This is a genomic window from Rhizorhabdus argentea (genome assembly GCF_037861105.1).
GTDB lineage: Bacteria > Pseudomonadota > Alphaproteobacteria > Sphingomonadales > Sphingomonadaceae > Rhizorhabdus > Rhizorhabdus argentea.
Map to the genome: position 1 here is coordinate 16,130 of NZ_JBANFK010000001.1, position 17,597 is coordinate 33,726.

A 17,597-nucleotide genomic window follows, 5' to 3' on the forward strand; every position below is an offset into this window, starting at 1 on the left:
ATGACTCCTTCGACCGATCTCGCCATCCGCCTGCGTCGCGCCGCCTTCAATCGTGCCCTGGCTGAAGCCGACCTCGACGCCATCGGTCCGCTTCTTGCGCCGAACGTCATCCTCGTCGCCGGCACCGACAGCGCGCTTCTCTCCGGCCGCAAGGCGCAGCTCCTGGCGTGGAAGCGCGAATTCGCCGGGCCGGCGCGCACCATTTACACGCGCGCGCCGGAAAGGATCATCGCATCGCCGGTCGAGCCGATCGCTTTTGAACATGGCCGGTGGCAAGGCGCCGCCGCTGGAACGGGTCAGTCGCTTGCGTCAGGAGACTATAGCGCAAAGTGGCGGAAGATCGGCGCGCAGTGGGTGATCGAGGCGGAAATCTACCTCACCCTCGGCTGAATGTGCCCGCCTGAGGCTTCATATCTGTCAAACACGAAAAGGCCGCGCTCCTTGTGGAACGCGGCCTCGCTTTGCCCCTGTAGCAAACTTGTACGTTCAGGCCGCGACCTGACCCTCTTCGGGATCGCGCAGCACATAGCCGCGGCCCCAGACTGTCTCGATATAATTGTCGCCGCCGCAGGCGAGGCTCAGCTTCTTGCGCAGCTTGCAGATGAAGACATCGATGATCTTGAGCTCGGGCTCGTCCATCCCGCCATAGAGATGATTGAGGAACATTTCCTTGGTCAGCGTAGTGCCCTTGCGCAGCGATAGCAGCTCGAGCATCGCATATTCCTTGCCGGTCAGGTGCACGCGGGCGCCGTCGACCTCAACCGTCTTGGCATCGAGGTTGACCGCGAGCTTGCCGGTGCGGATGACCGACTGGCTGTGGCCTTTCGAGCGGCGCACGATCGCATGGATGCGGGCAACCAACTCTTCGCGGTGGAAAGGCTTGGTGACATAATCGTCAGCGCCGAAACCGAGCGCCCGGACCTTCGAGTCCATCTCGCCGATGCCGGACAGGATCATCACCGGCGTCTGGACCTTGGCGGTGCGCAGCTTCTTCAGCACGTCGTAGCCGTGCATATCGGGCAGGTTCAGGTCGAGCGCGATGATGTCATAATCATAGAGCTTGCCCAGATCGAGGCCTTCCTCGCCAAGATCGGTCGTGTAGACGTTAAACCCTTCCGATCCCAGCATGAGCTCGATGCTCTTGGCGGTGGTGGGGTCATCCTCGATCAACAATACCCGCATGCGACTGTTCCTGCTCTAGCGTTGGCGTGGGAACGACGTGCCCCGTGCCGCCCGTGAACCAGTGATTAACCACGTCGTTAATGAAGGTAAAAGATTAATGCGGCGTTAAAAGCCATTAGCGGTTTTTACCTAGGTAAAAATTGTGTGTGCGGGCGGGCGCTTATCGCGCTGCGGCCGTTCGCTGTAGGCTTTGTCGAGGTAATAGCCGGCGAGATGGTAATGCGCGCGCGCCGCAGCCGGATGTGCCGCGGATATCGCAAGTCTCAGTTCGACCTCGGCGCGGCTGGCATAATATTCATAATCAAGCATCTGCGAAGCTTCCCTGAACCTCTCCAGGTTATCACACTGCTTGCCGGACATGCCGTTGCCGTCACGAAACCGCGCTCGCTCACTCGTAGATTTGGACCCATCGGCAACGGGGGGGATGCCGATGGGTCCTGTACCGAAGAGCGGGGGCGCTTACATCGGCGAGGCTAGAACAGCCGACCCCATATCTGGTTCCACATCATTGCCCGTCCCATGCGATCAGGCAGGGCAGATCGCCAGGATCGTGGGGGACATAAGCGCCGGCGCGGACGTTAATCTCTACGCCAGGGACCACGACGGAGCGCGAACCCATGACAATCGAAGCGTTCGCCTATCGCGATGGCGACATCCAATTGCTGGGGGAGCTTCACAGGCCTGCCGGGGCGGCCAACGGGCGCGCCGTGCTCGTCGTCCATGAGGCGGACGGCATTGGTGGCAATGTACGGCGGCGCTGCGCCCAGCTGTCCAGCGTGGGCTATATTGCCGCGGCGGCCGATCTGCACGGCGGCGGGCGGGTGCTCGACGGCCCGGAGATCGCCCCGGCGATGGCGCGCTTCCGCGGCGATCCGGCGCTGCTGCGGCGCCGGGTGCGCGCAGGGTTTGATGCACTGGCGGCAGTCAGCACGCTACCGGCCAACCGCATCGCTGCGATCGGCTATTGCTTCGGTGGGCTTGCGGTGCTCGAATTCGCCCGCTCGGGCGCGCCGCTGTGCGCGGTTGCGAGTTTCCACGGACTGCTCACCACCACCGTGCCCGCCGCTGCAGGCGAAATCGTAGCGCGGATCCTGGCATGCACCGGGGCGCTCGATCCGCTGGTGCCGCCCGAGGATGTCGCGGCCTTCCAGGCTGAGATGACTGCGGCGGCGGCCGACTGGCAGCTCATCGTCTATGGCCGCGCCCTGCACAGCTTCACCAACGAAGCCGTCGACGGGATGGGTGATCCGCGGATGGCCTATGATCCGCTGGCCGACCGTCAGTCATGGACCGCGCTACAGGGGTTCCTCGACGATAGCTTCGCCGCGAGCGCATAGCCGGTGGCGGAGGCGCAGGGTGAGAAGGTTCAGTCCATAGGTTTCCGCCGAATTGTTTCGCCCCTGTTTCGATACTCGCGTTTTTTTTGAGTAGATCTGGCGAAAATCCGAGAAATGCGGTGAGGACGTCAAAGAGGCGATATAGCAAAGGTTGCATACTGTGCTATTCCGGGACCGAAAATAGAATCATTTTCACTACCCTATTTTCAATTATAGTGCAGATGATTATGCGTTACTCAGCGAACGGGGGGCGTTCGCGATTCCGGGGGAATTCCTTAATGACCGAAACCAGTTTCGACCTCGTGGACCATTTCGATGCGGATGCGCCGGCCATAATCGCAGACCACATGGGCGATGGCATGTTCGTGCTGACCGAGGCGCTCGAGAATGGACAATCCGAGCGCGTGTGCCTGACGGTCGCCCAGATTTCCGAGCTGCATACGCGGGCGAGCGCGCTGTACGCGGCGCCCAACGGGGCTGGCACACTTCAGGCTTGATGGCGTCTCGGCGCTACTGCCGACAGGTTCTGCCGACGATCCCCTCGACTCTGCCGATACAGACCGACGCATAATATTGCGATCGCCGGGCGTTGCGGGGCAGGTACAGAATCGCACCCGCCAAGGGACGCATCAGCCATTTCATCTTCGCAAGCAGCCCGAAGCGGTGCTTGCGGAGCACATGGCCCATGCCCCGCCCATATTGCCGGCCCTTGTTGCACATCGCGCGATCGGGGTCGGTGACGTTCAACTCGGCATGATGGCCGGCGATCGAGGGATCGAACACGCATCGGAAGCCGGCTGCCAGCACGCGGAGCATGATGTCCTGCCCCTCGCCCGACTGCCAGGCGGAGGACGCGCCCACGCCGATATCCTCGTCATAGCCGCCGACCTGTTCCAGAACTTCGCGGCGGAAGGTGACCACCCACTCGATCTGCGTGATCCAGATATTGGCTCGCGTGATCTCCTGCCGGGTGGCTGCATATCGCCCGTTGATGCTGCGCCCGTCTTCATCGGCCGCGCGCCCCGCCAGTACATCGATATCGGACGAAGCCATCGACGCCGCGATCTGCGACAGGAAGTCGACCGGATACCAGCAGTCGTCGTCGGGGAAGAGCAGGAGACCTCCGGTCGCCGCCCGCCATCCGCGGTTCCGCCCGCGGCTCAGCCCTCGCTCGCCGGGTGTCCGGATGTGACGAAGGTTGAGGCCGAAACGGCTGCCGGCCAGCGCGGCTTCCAGACGGTCATCGTCATTCTGGTCGATGATGATCACCTCGAAGTCCTGGAAGCTTTGCGCCTGAAGGCTTGCGAGCAGGGCCAGGATTGTCTCGCACCGGCCCAGTGTCGAGACGACGAGCGAGAATCCGGGCCGCTTCTCGGCGTCAGTCATGCATCTGCTCCATCAGGGCGGCGGCCTCGCCGTCGCTCACCAGCGTGCAGTTCCGAAAGATATTCTCGATCGAGGACCGGTAGATCGCCTCGATCTTGAAATAGGAGCCGGTGACGATCGACACCCGCTTGCCCAGCAGCGCCGCCCCGATCGCCGCATGGAGTCGATCCGTGAGGACATGCTCATACTGGTCGAGATGACGCAGGAACCCTTCGATGGGGCTTCCCGTGGTGCCGAGCGCGCTGATGTCCACATTGTCGGGGTGCTGGACCGCCGACGAGATGCGCGCTTCGTTGTCGGTACGGAAAACGAGGCCGAGGCGCTTGGTTGGGGCCGTGCGATCTGCGAGCAGCCGCTCCGGATCGACGAGCGCCAGATAGAAGGCCATGTCGTGGCAGAACGGCGCCGACGGCAGATTGCTGTGGCTCTGATACAGGTCGCGCACGAACAGCGGCAGAGACGGGTCCGGAAGGGCGTGCTCGATTGTGCTCGGCAGCACGAACATGTCCTTGGTTATGGCAAATTGCCGACGAACATTCTTCAGCGCCACATTGCAGACATCCGCCCAGCCGCCGCCGCCGCTGTAGATGAACAGTGCCCTGCGGTCGCTCGATCGAAGCCGGTCCGCGGCCCCGCGGAGCATGCCGCGTATCTTCGCACCGCGCGAGGCCATGTCGAGCAGGGTATAGCGGATGCCGACATCTTCCAGGAAGACCTCGGTCCCGCGGTGGATCAGCGCGTCGCCGTAATTTCCGTCGTTGCGCATGAAATAGACGTCCCGGCCCGCGGAGGCCTTCACGAGGGCGTCGGCGAGACCGGCGAACGGCGCGCGCAGCCTATCCACGGCATCGGGGTGGATGAAGGCATTCGACCTGTGGGAAGCGAAGTCTTTCGGTAGATCGACCGTCACCGAGCGCTCCTCATCTTGCACTGCAGCAAACGTACCGGGTAGCGAACGCCGAGGTCAAACGCTATTCGCCTTTGGCCACTGCGCGGACGATCGGAAGGACGAGCGGGATGACAAGCCTCGGAATTAATGGGCGTTTCAGGCGCGGCCCGCAAACCGGCGTGCAGCGCGTGGCCTCGGAATTGATCGAGCGGCTGGGTGTTCAAACCATCGAGCATATCCCGGTGCGGCATGCGACGGGCATGCGTGGCCATCTCTGGGAGCAGACGATGCTGCCGCTGCTCAGTCATGGCGAGCCGCTCTGGAGTCCATGCAATACCGGTCCTCTTGCTGTTCGCGAACAGGTCGTGACATTCCACGACGCGGTGGTGTTCGACCATCCTGAATGGTTTTCTCGCGCATTCGTTCAAACCTATCGACTCCTTTGGCCGCGACTGGCGCGCCGGGTGAGGCGCGTCGTCACCGTTTCCGACTATTCGCGCCGCCGCCTGGCCGAGGCGCTCGACATCGCGCCAGGCGCTATCGATGTCGTCCCCAATGGGGTCTCGTCCCGCTTCTGCGTTTCCACCGCCGAGCAGATATCGAGCGTCGCGACACAATATGGCGTCCAGCCGCAGCGATATTTCGTCACCCTCTCCACGATCGAGCCCCGAAAGAACCTGTCGCTGGTGTTGCGCGCCTGGCAGAGCGCCCGCGCTCTTCTTCCCCGCGATGTGCAACTGCTGTTGCTCGGGTCGGGAGGCGCGACGCATATTTTCTCCGGCAGCGGCGAAGAAGAGATCTCGGGCAGCGGCGTGCTTCGCGCGGGCTTCGTGCCCGACGCCGATCTTCCCGCGCTGCTCGGCGGTGCCTGTGCATTGCTGTATCCTAGCCGTTATGAAGGTTTTGGATTGCCGATCCTGGAAGCGATGGCGTGCGGCACGCCGCCGGTAACCACGGCGCTTACCAGCTTGCCCGAGGTAGGCGGTTCGGCCGCGATCTATGTGGACGCCGACGATCCGGCAGACCTTTCCCGACAGATGATCAGCCTGTGGTCCGAGCCGTCGTTGCGGCAGGAGTTGAGCGAGGCGAGTCTGGAGCGGGCACGGCTGTTTTCCTGGGACGTGGCGGCGCGCGGGATGGACGATATACTGCGCTGCCATCTCGATCTTTGAAGCCATCGGGGATCATCTGGCGACGGCACCCGTCATCATTACATCGGATGCAGGCCTGACCGGGCAACGGCCACGCGGCGCTCGCCACACCGTAGATCCCAGTCATGGCCTTTGAGTTCCCGGCGGCATATCGCCAGCGCCTCGGCGTCGGTCTTGGCATCGATATAGTGCGCCGCATAGGCGATGTTCCTGAACTGCAATCTGTAAGATGCCATCGCCTCGATATCCTTCGGACAGTCCAGCGCCACAACCAGTCCTGCAACGGCTCTCTGCGGCGAAGGTTCCGCAGCCTGAGCCATGGGCCTGGTACGGCCGTTTTTCCTGCTCCTTAACGTGTCGCGATGACCTTGGGGCGCGTCGTCGGGTGAGCCCCAAGGGGCTGATCCACGATGCGCTCGACCTTTATGCCGTCGGCCGTCAGCATCGCCTGCACCGAGAGCGGCCCGGCAAGGTGCCCCGCGCCGACCGCGACGAAGACGGTACCGGGCGTGGCGAGCCGTTCCTTCAGCCACTGCGTCCAACTGGCGTTGCGCTGCCGCAACAGCACCTCGCGCAGATGCGGGGTGAGATCCTTGTCGTCGGCGAACGCCTTGGCGATCGCCGGTTCATCGCCATTGGCCCAGGCCCGGAGCATGCGCGCATAGTCGGTGCGGGCGTCGTTCTGCCCGTCGACGATGCTCGCCAGCAATTCACGCTGATCGGCCTCGGAGAGATTGGCGAACAGGGCGAGTTGGGCGGACGCCGTCTCGAGCCCCTCGATCTTGCGGGGCACGCCACCGGCAGCGGGCGGCGCTTCGAAGGCGGGGGCGATGTTGTTCTCCACCCCGGCATCGCGCTGGATGCCGAGATGCCGCATCATCGCGCCCATCATCATGAACGCGGCCTGCCATGTCGGCATGCGATCGAGCGCGGCCTGGCTCAACCCCGATCGGGCGACCTCGCGGGCGAAGGCGGCGCGGCTTTTCGCCGGCACACGGTCGAGGATCGGCGGCAGGCTCGGGTCCGGTGGCGGGAACAGCCGGGCGATGGCCTGGGGGTCCTTGTCGATCACCGTTTCGATGACGAGCGTGTCAGCTTTTGCGAGCGCCTCGCCGATCCGGGCGTCCTGCCACTTGTATCCGGGCGGGAGCGCATGAATCGTCCCGAACAGATAGATGGTGGTGTCCGCATCGCCGAACTTCCACAGCGCCGGTGCAGCAGCAGCGGGGCTGGCCAGCAGCAGGGCGAGAAACGACGCGAGTGCGCGGCGGAAGAATGTCATCTTCTTGGTGTAGGGATTGTGCGAGCGGATTACGAGGCCGGGGACGCAGCGCACCCCCGGCCCGGCAGCATCAGACGAAGGTGGCGTAACCCACCGTCGACAGATTGGTGTTGTTGAGTTCGAACGACAGATCATAGCCGGCATGGGCGGAATCAGTCTCGGCGAAGATGAACACGTCCGATCCGACCTGCGCCGCTGCCAGCTTGACCGTGCCGGCTGCGAACAGGGCATTCGCATCGGCGCGGGCGTCGGTAAGATCGATCGCCGTGGACTCGCGATAATTGCCTGACGTGGCGATGATTCCGACGTTCAGCCGGTCGTCGGAGTGCCAGTCGACGATCCGGTCGAAGTCGTTGCTGTAGAGCCCGGCCGAATGGCCCGCAGCGAAGCTGAAGGTGTCGACGCCGCCGTTGCCGGTCATCACATCGGCGTCCTTGCCGCCGACGATCAGGTCGTTGCCCGCGCCGCCCATGATCGTGTCGTTTCCGCTGCCGCCGATCAGCTTGCTGCCGTCCTGGCCGCCATAGATCTTGTCGTTGCCGGTGCCGCCGTAGAGGATGTTATGCCCGTTGCCACCGTCCATCACGTCGTTGCCGGCGCCGCCATACAATTTGTCGTCGCCACCGCCGCCGTAGAGGATGTCGTTGCCGTCACGGCCGACGATGATGTTGGCCATGCCGTTGCCATAGACCTGATCCTGACCGGCCCCGCCGAGATAATCCGGATAAGTCGTGGACAGATTGGTCGATAGGAAGGTGCCAGAGCCTGCGAACGCCCCGCTGGCGTCGAGCGAGGCCAGCAACGTTGCCGACGGCGCATCCACCGAATAGTTGGAGGCCAATATGGTGCTGGTGGGGGCGGGAACCGGGGCGGGTGGTGTCATGCCACTAGTCGTCGTTCCGCTGTCGGGAATATCGGTCACTTCGACAATCACCGGATGATCGACCACGTTGACCTTGACCGAGGTAACGTCCGCGTAGGTGGCGATCGGGCTCGCCGATTTCAGCGGGTCGAACACGGCGATGCTGACATGATTGCTGCCGAAGTCGAAGGTGAGAGTCTTGGCGGCCGCGGTAAGCGAGTGATGATTGACCTGGTCCCAGATGTCGGGCTCGGACCAGGCCACCAGGTCGGTCTTGCCGTTCGACTTCTGCATCGCCAGCACCGCGCCATCGGCCGGCAGGTTCGCCACCGTATAGGGCAGTGCGTGGGTCGTGAAGGTCGAGGCGTTGGCGCCGGTGTCGGCCAGGATCGTCGTGAGATTGTGGATTGCCGTGGCCGCCTGCTTCGGATTGCCGGCGATGTCGAACAGGCCGACATTCTTGTCGACGCTCAACTTCGTAGTGTCGGGATAGGCATCGAGCAGCTGATAGAGATAGGTATGGGAAACGCCCAGCTTGGTGGCATCCATCAGCAGGTTAAGCGTCATCTTGGCCTGGGTAGGTTGGTCGACGCCGCCCCAGTTCGAGCTGGCCGGCGCGGTGTAATAGCCGGCCTCGGTTAGCACCATCGGCTTGTCCGGCATGGCCGATGTCTGGTCCCGGACAGCGTTGAGGAGCGTGGGAAGCGGCTGGAAACCCTGTTTCGGATAGGCGTGCATGTTCGCGAAATCGACGTTCTGCACGAGATTGGCACCGGTCAGGCCATAGGTGTCGATGCCGGCGAGCGTCGCGCTGCCGGCCAGTGCCTTGGTCAAGGCCGTCATATAGCTCAGCGCGCCGGCCGTACCGGTCTGGCCCCCGTAGCTGACCGGCCAGTTGTTGATTTCGTTGAGACCCTCCAGCGCGATCACCGAGCCGGGATGAGCCTGCGCGAACGTTGTAACCGCAGAAATGAATTGGGCTGGCGACTGATTTCCTATTGCGGAGAAATCGAACTTTATGCCCGCGCTTGCCATAGCGTTATCGGCTTTTGATTGATACCACACTGTCGGTGCGTGGTCCCGTACAGTATTTATGCCCAAATATTTCAGATCCGAAATGACTTTTGTGTAGTCGGCATATTTTCCGTCATTATACGCCATGTGAACATTAATGCCGATGCTTCCAACGAAGTCGGCCGCGCGTGTCGGATTACTCATGTCGTTCTTCCCCCGTGGTTGACAAACCCCCGGCTAGGAAAAGTTTTATTAACCTAAGATTACAGGGAACCTTTTTGGAGGCAAAGCGTTTGCAGGCCCCGACGTGACGATAGCGAAACGTTTTTTAGAGTTGTGGCGGCTGAAAACGCGCGGCGTCACGCGCCTGAATTGCCGGAAAAGCGGGCAACGGAACGGTGCTGTCGACAGGAACGCTTACAAAGGCCAAGCTCGGACGAGCGCCTTGGTCTTTGCCCTTAGCCGCCGGGGCGGGACCGGGTCAATGGCACTCGCGTCGTCACGATCCGCGCACCGGGCGAAGGGAGTTGGGGCTCTTTCTTGACCCGCCGCCGCCCCTGCCGCAAAGGGCGTGCGACATCGATACCGCCCCAGAAGGACATGCCTTGGCGACCAAGCCGCTCTCGTTCCAGCGCCTGATCCTGACCCTCCATGATTATTGGAGCGATCAGGGCTGCGTCATTCTGCAGCCCTATGACATGGAAATGGGCGCCGGCACCTTCCATCCGGCGACTACGTTGCGGGCCCTTGGACCGCAGCCGTGGAAGGCCGCCTATGTCCAGCCATCGCGGCGGCCGACCGACGGACGCTATGGCGAGAACCCGAACCGCCTCGGCCATTATTATCAATATCAGGTGATCCTGAAGCCTTCCCCCGCCAATCTGCAGGAGCTGTATCTCGGCAGCCTGGAGCGCATCGGTATCGACCCGCTCGCGCATGACATCCGCTTCGTCGAGGATGACTGGGAGAGCCCGACGCTGGGGGCATGGGGCCTCGGCTGGGAAGTGTGGTGCGACGGCATGGAGGTGACTCAGTTCACCTATTTCCAACAGGTCGGCGGCTTCGACTGCAAGCCGGTCGCGGGCGAGCTGACCTATGGGCTCGAACGGCTGGCAATGTATATCCAGGGCGTCGATCGGGTTTACGACCTGGCCTTCAACGACGAGGGCGTCAGCTATGGCGACGTCTTCCTCGAGAACGAACGTCAGTTCAGCGCCTATAATTTCGAAGCGGCCAACACCGATCTGCTGTTCCGGCAGTTCACCCAGGCCGCCGACGAATGCCGCGCGCTGCTCGACCGCGAAAAGCCGCTGCCGCTGCCGGCCTATGACCAGGCGATCAAGGCGAGCCACATCTTCAATACGCTGCAGGCGCGGGGGGTGATCTCGGTCGCCGAGCGCCAGGCCTATATCGGCCGCGTCCGCGAGCTGGCCAAGGGTGCCTGCGCGGCCTGGATGCAGCATAACGGGTGGGAAGCGTGATCGTGGCTGATTTCCTCCTCGAACTCCTCTCCGAGGAAATCCCCGCGCGGATGCAGGAGAAGGCATCGGCCGATCTCGCCCGCCTGTTCGGCGAAGAGCTCGCGAGAGCCGGGCTGAAGCCCGACAGCCTGACAAGTTATGTCACGCCGCGCCGCCTCGCGCTGATCGCGCGCGGTCTGCCGCTCGAGACAACTGCCGTGTCCGAAGAGATCAAGGGCCCGAAGGCCTCTGCGCCGCCGCAGGCGCTCGAAGGGTTCCTTCGCAAGACCGGCCTCGCACGTGAGCAGCTCGTCGAGCGCGACGGCATCCTGTTCGCAGTCGTCGAGAAGCCCGGCCGCGCCACCGCGGACGTGCTCGCCGAGGCGATCCCCGCGATCATCCGCGGCTTCCCTTGGCCCAAGTCGATGCGCTGGGGCACCGCCTCGCAATCGACCGCTGCGCTGCGCTGGGTACGCCCGCTGCAGGGCATCGTCGCGCTGCTCGGCGACGATGTGGTAGCGATCGAGGTCGACGGCATCGTCAGCGGTGCAGCGACCATGGGTCATCGCTTTCACCATCCGGGGCAGATCACGATCGGTAATGCCGACGATTATGTCGCGAAGCTGCGCGCCTGCCATGTCATCGTCGATCATGCCGAACGCCGCGACATCATCCGCGCGCGCACCGCCGAGCTGGCCGCCGAGGCAGGGCTGACGGTGGTGCCCGACGAAGGACTGGTCGCCGAGAACGCCGGACTGACCGAATGGCCGGTGCCGCTGCTCGGCCATTTCGACCCGGCCTTCCTCGACGTGCCGCGCGAGGTGATCCAGCTCACGCTGCGCACCAACCAGAAATATTTCGTGCTCAACGACGCCGCGGGCAAGCTCGCCCCCGCCTTCATCTGCACCGCGAACATCACCGCGAAAGATGGCGGCGTCGGGATCGTTGCTGGGAACGGGAAGGTGTTGGCAGCGCGGCTGTCCGACGCGAAATTCTTCTGGCAGCAGGATCTCGATAGCGATTTGGATAGCTGGAACGGGAAGCTGCCGCGAATTGTGTACCATGAGCGGTTGGGATCGATCTGGCACCGAGTAGCTCGAATTCAAATTCTGGCCGAATGGTTGAGAGAGAACGCCATCCCAGCCGACAAGGAAGACGTTAGGCGAGCCGCTTTGCTCTCAAAGGCAGATTTGGTTTCGCAGATGGTCGGCGAGTTTCCCGAGCTACAGGGAATTATGGGCGGATATTATGTGCGCAGTGACAGCTCGTTCAACGACGCTGTCGCTGACGCAATTCGTGATCAATATAGGCCAATCGGGCCCGCTGATTCTGTACCTTCTGCTCCTGTATCCGTGATATTGGCTCTTGCGGAGAAACTGGATTCGATCATTTCTTTTTTCTCAATAGATCAAGCTCCAACAGGCTCAAAAGATCCGTTCGCGCTACGTCGTGCTGCTTTAGGAATAATCCGCCTGTTGATTGAGAACAATACTAGAGTTTCTCTTAGGTCTATCCCGACGCAATACTACGCGGAACTCATCCGTGACATCGATCGTGTTCCAGTCGACCAGTCTGTCGTCGAAGAGCACCCCAATGACCAGTGGTTTGATGGCTGGCGCAGTGGCAATCCCATTTTTGAAGGAGAGGGCGGTCCTTCCCACCTCGTTGCTGGACATGAAGTCAGGCTCAGAACCGAACTGCGTCAGCAGTATCGAGCAATCATTGCATTATCCGAGAAACTATTTAGTTCACCACCGGACCACGTCGCCTTTTTAGCGGATCGCCTCAAGGTACAGCAGCGCGAGGCCGGTGTCCGGCACGACCTGATCGATGCGGTGTTCGCGCTCGGTGGTGAGGATGATCTTGTCCGACTGCTCGCGCGGGTGAAGGCGCTGCAGGCGTTCGTCGAGACCGAGGATGGGGCGAACCTGCTCGCCGGCTACAAGCGCGCGGCCAATATCCTGAAGAAGGAATCCCCCTCTTCCGTCACCCCAGCTGGGGTCTCGAGAGGCGAGGGTGCCGCGCCTTCTCAAGAGATGCCAGCCTCCGCTGGCATGACGGAGTGGGGGTATGAGCCAGAGGCTGCGGAACAGGCGCTCGCAGATGCGCTCGACACCGCCGAAAGCAATGCGACCGCCGCCATCCAGGCGGAGGATTTCGCCGCCGCCATGTCCGCGCTCGCAACGCTGCGCGGGCCGATCGATGCCTTCTTTGACAAGGTCACGGTGAACGATGCCGATCCCGTCAAGCGAACGACCCGCCTCGCACTGCTTGAAAAAATCCGTGCTGCGGTGCACAACGTTGCCGACTTCTCGAAAATAGAAGGCTGATTCGATTGCCGCGCCCACAAAAGGGCGGGTCGTGATAGGGAAGAGTGACGGCTTATGACGACGCAATTTGTGTATCGTTTCGGTGGTGGCGTGTCCGATGGGGGCAAGGGCGACAAGAATCTTCTCGGCGGCAAGGGCGCCAATCTTGCGGAGATGGCGGCGATCGGCCTGCCGGTTCCTCCCGGCTTCACCATCTCGACCGAGATGTGCCAGCTCTATTATGACGAAGGTCAGGCTTTCCCCGAGAGCCTGAAGAACGAAGTCGCGATGGGGATCGCGCATATCGAGGCGATCACCAACAAGAAGTTCGGGGTGGCCGCCGACCCGCTGCTCGTCTCGGTCCGCTCGGGCGCGCGCGCCTCGATGCCGGGCATGATGGACACGGTTCTCAATCTCGGTCTCAACGACGAGACGGTCCGCGGTCTCGCCAACAATTCCGGCGACGCCCGCTTCGCGTGGGACAGCTATCGCCGGTTTATCCAGATGTATTCGGACGTCGTCCTGGAGCTTGATCACAGCGCGTTCGAGGAAGCGCTTGAGATCGCCAAGGAGGACAAGGGCTATTATCTCGATACCGAAATGCAGGCCGAGGATTGGGAGGCGCTGGTCAAGCGCTACCAGGAGCTCGTCATCGAGTTGTGGGACAAGCCGTTCCCGCAGGACGTCCACGAACAGCTGTGGGGTGCGATCGGCGCCGTGTTCGGTTCGTGGCAGTCGGAGCGGGCCAAGGTCTATCGCCGGCTCAACGACATCCCGTCCGAATGGGGCACCGCGGTCAATGTCCAGGCCATGGTGTTCGGCAACATGGGCGACACCTCGGCCACTGGGGTCGCTTTCACCCGCGATCCGGCCAAGGGCGACCGCGCCTATTATGGCGAGTTCCTGATCAATGCGCAGGGCGAGGACGTCGTCGCCGGCATCCGCACGCCGCAATATCTGACGAAGGAAGCGCGCGAGCAGGCCGGTGCCAAGCCCGCCTCGATGGAAGAGGCGCTGCCCGAGGTCTATGGCCAGCTCGCCAAGGTGTTCGACCTGCTCGAGACGCATTACCGCGACATGCAGGATATCGAGTTCACGGTGCAGCAGGGCAAGCTGTGGATGCTGCAGACACGCGCCGGCAAGCGCACCGCCAAGGCCGCGCTGAAGATCGCCGTCGACATGGCCAATGAGGGGCTGATCACCCAGGAGGAAGCCGTCGCACGGGTCGATCCGTCGGCGCTCGACCAGCTGCTCCACCCCACGCTCGATCCCAAGGCGCATCGCGACGTGATCGCCAAGGGCCTGCCCGCCTCGCCGGGCGCGGCGTCCGGCATGGTGGTGTTCGACGCGGAAACCGCCGCGGAGCGCGCCGAACTGGGCGATCATGTCATCCTGGTGCGTACCGAAACTTCGCCGGAAGACATCCACGGCATGCATGCGGCACGCGGCATCCTGACGGCGCGCGGCGGGATGACCAGCCACGCGGCGGTGGTTGCGCGCGGCATGGGCCGCCCCTGCGTCTCGGGCGTCGGCAACCTCGCCATCGATGCCAAGGCGAAGATCTTCCGCGTCGCCGGTCGCGAAGTGCGCGAGGGCGACATCATCACCATCGACGGTGCGACCGGCGAAGTGATGATCGGCGCGGTCCCGACCGTGCAGCCCGAATTGGCCGGCGATTTCGGCACGCTCATGGAATGGGCCGACAAGGTCCGCCGCCTGAAGGTCCGCGCCAACGCCGAGACCCCGCTGGACTGCAAGACGGCCCGCATCTTCGGGGCCGAAGGCGTCGGGCTGTGCCGCACCGAGCATATGTTCTTCGATGCTGGGCGGATCACCGCGGTCCGCCAGATGATCCTGGCCGAGGACGAGAAGGGCCGCCGCGTCGCGCTGGAGAAGCTGCTGCCCGAACAGCGCGCCGACTTCACCGAGATATTCGAGATCATGGCAGGCCTGCCGGTGACGATCCGCCTGCTGGATCCGCCGCTGCACGAGTTCCTTCCCCATGAGGAGGAGGAGTTTGCCGAGGTTGCACTGGCGACCGGCATCGGCGTCGAGGCGCTCCGCCGCCGCGCGGCCGAGCTGCACGAGTTCAACCCGATGTTGGGCCATCGCGGCTGCCGGCTCGGCGTCACCTATCCCGAAATCTACGAGATGCAGGCGCGCGCGATCTTCGAGGCGGCCTGCGACGTCGCCGAAAAGAGCGGCAAGGCGCCGATTCCCGAGGTGATGGTGCCGCTGGTCGGAACCCGCCGCGAACTCGAGCTGATGAAGATCGTGATCGACAAGGCCGCTAAGGCGGTGTTCGCCGAGAAGGGGCGCACCCTCGAATATCTGGTCGGCACGATGATCGAGCTGCCGCGCGCCGCGCTCAAGGCGGGTGAGATCGCCGAGGTCGGCGAGTTCTTCTCCTTCGGCACCAACGACCTGACCCAGACCACGCTGGGCGTCAGCCGTGACGACGCCGGCCGGTTCCTGACGACCTATGTCGACAAGGGCATTTACGCCAAGGACCCCTTCGTCAGCCTCGATATCGAAGGCGTCGGCGAACTGATCGAGATGGCGGCCGAGCGTGGGCGCAAGACGCGGCCGGGCATCAAGCTGGGCATCTGCGGCGAGCATGGCGGCGATCCGGCCTCGATCGCCTTCTGCGAGGCGACCGGCCTCGATTACGTCTCGGCCTCGCCCTATCGCGTGCCGATCGCCCGGTTGGCGGCGGCGCAGGCGGCGCTGAAGGCGAGGGGCTGACGTACCTGATTTCTTGGTCATGCCAGCGAAGGCTGGCATCCATGTCTCTACAGGCTGGGCGATGGATCGACTTCATCGCGCGAGACGGCAGACATGGATCCCAGCCTTCGCTGGGATGACGATAGAAGGCGCCGCGCCATGACCGTCCCGCAGCCCGTCGATCCCGCGGCGCGCATCGCCTCGATCGACGCCCTGCGCGGGATCGCCCTGTGCGGCATATTGCTGGTCAACATCTTCGACATGGGCGGCCCGATCGCGATGGACCGGCCGCTCACCGTGCCGACGCTCGGCGATGCCGACTGGCAGGTGTGGGCGATCGCCCAACTGTTCATCACCGGCACGATGCGCGGGCTGTTCTCCATGTTGTTCGGGCTCGGGCTGCTGATCTTTGTCGGCGATGATCCGAGCGCCGATCGCTCGCGCCTCTATCTGCGCCGGCTCGTGCTGCTACTGCTGTTCGGGATAGTCGACAGTACGCTGCTGCTATGGCCGGGCGATATCCTCGTCATCTATGCGCTCGCCGGTACCGTCGTGTTGATCCTGCACCGGCTCACGCCTGCACAGCTATTCGCTGCCGCCGGGGCCATCCTGATGCTGATTTCGGCGTGGGCGGCTTATGAGGCGCGCGGGATATCGCCGCTTGCAACGATCTACTCTCCAGCCATGCTGGCACACGAAGGTGCGGCGCGGCTCGGCGGCTACTGGCAGACGTTCGACTATATGCGTTATGTCAGCTGGAACTGGACGATGAATGCGCTGACCTTTCGCTGGGTGGGCGACGCAGCCGCCTTCATGCTGATAGGCATGGGCCTGTATCGGGAGGGTCTGTTCGGACCCGCTGTCGATCGTCGCCTGCCGGTGCGATTGGCCTCTTTCGGCTATGGCCTGGGCTTGATCTTGCGGCTGATCCACGTCGTGCTGGTCTGGAGCCACGACGGCGGGCCGACCCTGCTCAGCGCGCTGATCGACCAGCCTGGGCGGTTGGCGATGACTCTCGGTCATGTCGGCCTGTTCCTGCTGCTCTGGCGCGGAGGCGTTGCGCCTCGCATGATGGGGTCTTTCGCGACGATGGGGCGGATGGCGCTCACCCTCTATCTGGGCCAAAGCCTGATAGCTGCGTTGATCTTCTCGGGCTTCGGCCTCGGCCTGTGGAACCGCCTGTCCTGGCCGCAGCTGTGGCTCGTCGCGCCTGCCATCCTGGCGATCGAGGCGCTGTTCGCGACCCTCTGGTTCAAGGCGTTCCGCTACGGGCCGGTCGAGTGGATCTGGCGCTGGAGCACATATCGGCAGCGGCCTGTGTTGCTCAGGTGATGCACTCCGGGGAACGGCCGGGCGGCGGACAGGCCGCCCGGCTCCCAGTTACGCGAACATCCTGGCATGTTCGTCGAACTTGCCCTTGCGGAGCATCTCGGCCTGGTCCCGCCAGCGTTCGTCGGCGATGGTGCCTGGCGCCAGGCCCATTCGCTGTTCGAGCGCCGCCTCGTCGGATAGCGACAGGGTAATGATATCGGCATAGCGGTGGATGCCGAGTTCATTGAGCTTGGCCTCGCCGCTTCGCCCGACGCCGAAGATGCGCGCGAGATCGTCGCGCCGGCTGGCGGCCGCAACGCCGCCGTCGCCGGCCGCGCCGTCACGAACGGACGGGCGATGCTTTTCGAGTTCGACGATGCGCTCGTTGCTGGCGGTGGCGCGCGCAATATGGTCGTCGCGCTCCTGCTCTAGCGCGATTCGTCGGTCGCGTTCGCCTTCCAGCGCACTCAGCCTCGTGCGGAGTCGATCGACCTCCGCGTCCGCAGCGATCCGTTCGACGTGCTCCTGTTCGAACGCCCGCCGCCATTTGCGCCTGCCCGCCATCGTCAGCAGCCCCAGGAACCAGCCCAGGATCAGCACGAGGCCGAGGATAGCCCATTGGTTGGTGGTAAAAGCCGGCATGAAAGCCTCCCAATCTGATGCGAGGCTAAACCGTTCCGCTGGAAGTAC

Annotated in this window: 16 protein-coding genes; 8 read left to right on the forward strand and 8 right to left on the reverse strand. The window is 63.4% G+C overall.

Annotated features, from left to right (window positions below; all coding sequences use genetic code 11):
- Window positions 1-390: a nuclear transport factor 2 family protein gene (locus AAC645_RS00080; RefSeq protein ID WP_340312949.1), complete on the forward strand. Its 390-nt coding sequence runs from the start codon at window positions 1-3 to the stop codon at window positions 388-390.
- A 96-nt stretch (window positions 391-486) separates the two neighbouring features.
- Here AAC645_RS00080 and ctrA read toward each other — a convergent pair whose 3' ends face one another.
- Together ctrA and AAC645_RS00090 are read right to left on the reverse strand one after the other, a co-directional pair.
- The gene (gene ctrA, locus AAC645_RS00085; protein WP_340312950.1) at window positions 487-1,182 is read right to left on the reverse strand and encodes a response regulator transcription factor CtrA; all 696 of its coding nucleotides are present in this window, start codon (window positions 1,180-1,182) and stop codon (window positions 487-489) included.
- A gap of 129 nt (window positions 1,183-1,311) precedes the next feature.
- Window positions 1,312-1,491 carry a hypothetical protein gene (locus tag AAC645_RS00090; protein WP_340312952.1) on the reverse strand — a complete coding sequence of 60 codons (180 nt, stop codon included), beginning with the start codon at window positions 1,489-1,491 and terminating at the stop codon, window positions 1,312-1,314.
- A gap of 308 nt (window positions 1,492-1,799) precedes the next feature.
- Here AAC645_RS00090 and AAC645_RS00095 point away from each other — a divergent pair, with 308 nt between their 5' ends.
- The gene (locus AAC645_RS00095; protein WP_340312953.1) at window positions 1,800-2,519 is read left to right on the forward strand and encodes a dienelactone hydrolase family protein; all 720 of its coding nucleotides are present in this window, start codon (window positions 1,800-1,802) and stop codon (window positions 2,517-2,519) included.
- Between the two features lie 278 nt (window positions 2,520-2,797).
- Window positions 2,798-3,016: a hypothetical protein gene (locus tag AAC645_RS00100; RefSeq protein WP_340312954.1), complete on the forward strand. Its 219-nt coding sequence runs from the start codon at window positions 2,798-2,800 to the stop codon at window positions 3,014-3,016.
- 13 nt (window positions 3,017-3,029) lie between these two features.
- On the opposite strand, the gene AAC645_RS00105 is transcribed toward AAC645_RS00100, so the two are convergent.
- Entirely contained in the window at window positions 3,030-3,905 is an 876-nt protein-coding gene (locus AAC645_RS00105; RefSeq protein WP_340312955.1) for a glycosyltransferase family 2 protein, read from the reverse strand.
- Complete coding sequence (locus tag AAC645_RS00110) at window positions 3,898-4,815, reverse strand: polysaccharide pyruvyl transferase family protein (RefSeq protein ID WP_340312956.1); 918 nt, start codon at window positions 4,813-4,815, stop codon at window positions 3,898-3,900. Before AAC645_RS00110 ends, AAC645_RS00105 begins: the two co-directional genes overlap by 8 nt.
- 107 nt (window positions 4,816-4,922) lie before the next feature.
- Here AAC645_RS00110 and AAC645_RS00115 point away from each other — a divergent pair, with 107 nt between their 5' ends.
- Entirely contained in the window at window positions 4,923-5,966 is a 1,044-nt protein-coding gene (locus AAC645_RS00115; protein ID WP_340312958.1) for a glycosyltransferase family 4 protein, read from the forward strand.
- 38 nt (window positions 5,967-6,004) lie between these two features.
- On the opposite strand, the gene AAC645_RS00120 is transcribed toward AAC645_RS00115, so the two are convergent.
- The 3 genes from AAC645_RS00120 to AAC645_RS00130 all read right to left on the reverse strand — a co-directional run bounded on the left by AAC645_RS00120 (window position 6,005) and on the right by AAC645_RS00130 (window position 9,019).
- On the reverse strand, window positions 6,005-6,181 hold the full coding sequence (locus AAC645_RS00120; RefSeq protein ID WP_340312960.1) for a hypothetical protein: 177 nt from the start codon (window positions 6,179-6,181) through the stop codon (window positions 6,005-6,007).
- A gap of 113 nt (window positions 6,182-6,294) precedes the next feature.
- Window positions 6,295-7,227 (reverse strand): TraB/GumN family protein, encoded by a 933-nt coding sequence (locus AAC645_RS00125; protein ID WP_340312961.1) that lies wholly within the window; start codon window positions 7,225-7,227, stop codon window positions 6,295-6,297.
- Window positions 7,228-7,297: 70 nt separating this feature from the next.
- Window positions 7,298-9,019: a calcium-binding protein gene (locus tag AAC645_RS00130; RefSeq protein ID WP_340312962.1), complete on the reverse strand. Its 1,722-nt coding sequence runs from the start codon at window positions 9,017-9,019 to the stop codon at window positions 7,298-7,300.
- 689 nt (window positions 9,020-9,708) lie between these two features.
- Between AAC645_RS00130 and AAC645_RS00135 the strand changes: the two genes are divergently transcribed.
- The 4 genes from AAC645_RS00135 to AAC645_RS00150 all read left to right on the forward strand — a co-directional run bounded on the left by AAC645_RS00135 (window position 9,709) and on the right by AAC645_RS00150 (window position 16,928).
- Window positions 9,709-10,584 (forward strand): glycine--tRNA ligase subunit alpha, encoded by an 876-nt coding sequence (locus AAC645_RS00135; protein WP_340312963.1) that lies wholly within the window; start codon window positions 9,709-9,711, stop codon window positions 10,582-10,584.
- A gap of 2 nt (window positions 10,585-10,586) precedes the next feature.
- Window positions 10,587-12,893, forward strand: coding sequence for a glycine--tRNA ligase subunit beta (gene glyS / locus AAC645_RS00140; RefSeq protein WP_340312964.1), 2,307 nt, complete (start codon window positions 10,587-10,589; stop codon window positions 12,891-12,893).
- A gap of 54 nt (window positions 12,894-12,947) precedes the next feature.
- Entirely contained in the window at window positions 12,948-15,617 is a 2,670-nt protein-coding gene (gene ppdK / locus AAC645_RS00145) for a pyruvate, phosphate dikinase (protein ID WP_340312965.1), read from the forward strand.
- Between the two features lie 138 nt (window positions 15,618-15,755).
- Complete coding sequence (locus AAC645_RS00150) at window positions 15,756-16,928, forward strand: DUF418 domain-containing protein (RefSeq protein ID WP_340312966.1); 1,173 nt, start codon at window positions 15,756-15,758, stop codon at window positions 16,926-16,928.
- 48 nt (window positions 16,929-16,976) lie between these two features.
- On the opposite strand, the gene AAC645_RS00155 is transcribed toward AAC645_RS00150, so the two are convergent.
- Entirely contained in the window at window positions 16,977-17,549 is a 573-nt protein-coding gene (locus tag AAC645_RS00155) for a hypothetical protein (protein ID WP_340312967.1), read from the reverse strand.
- Window positions 17,550-17,597 lie beyond the last annotated feature (48 nt).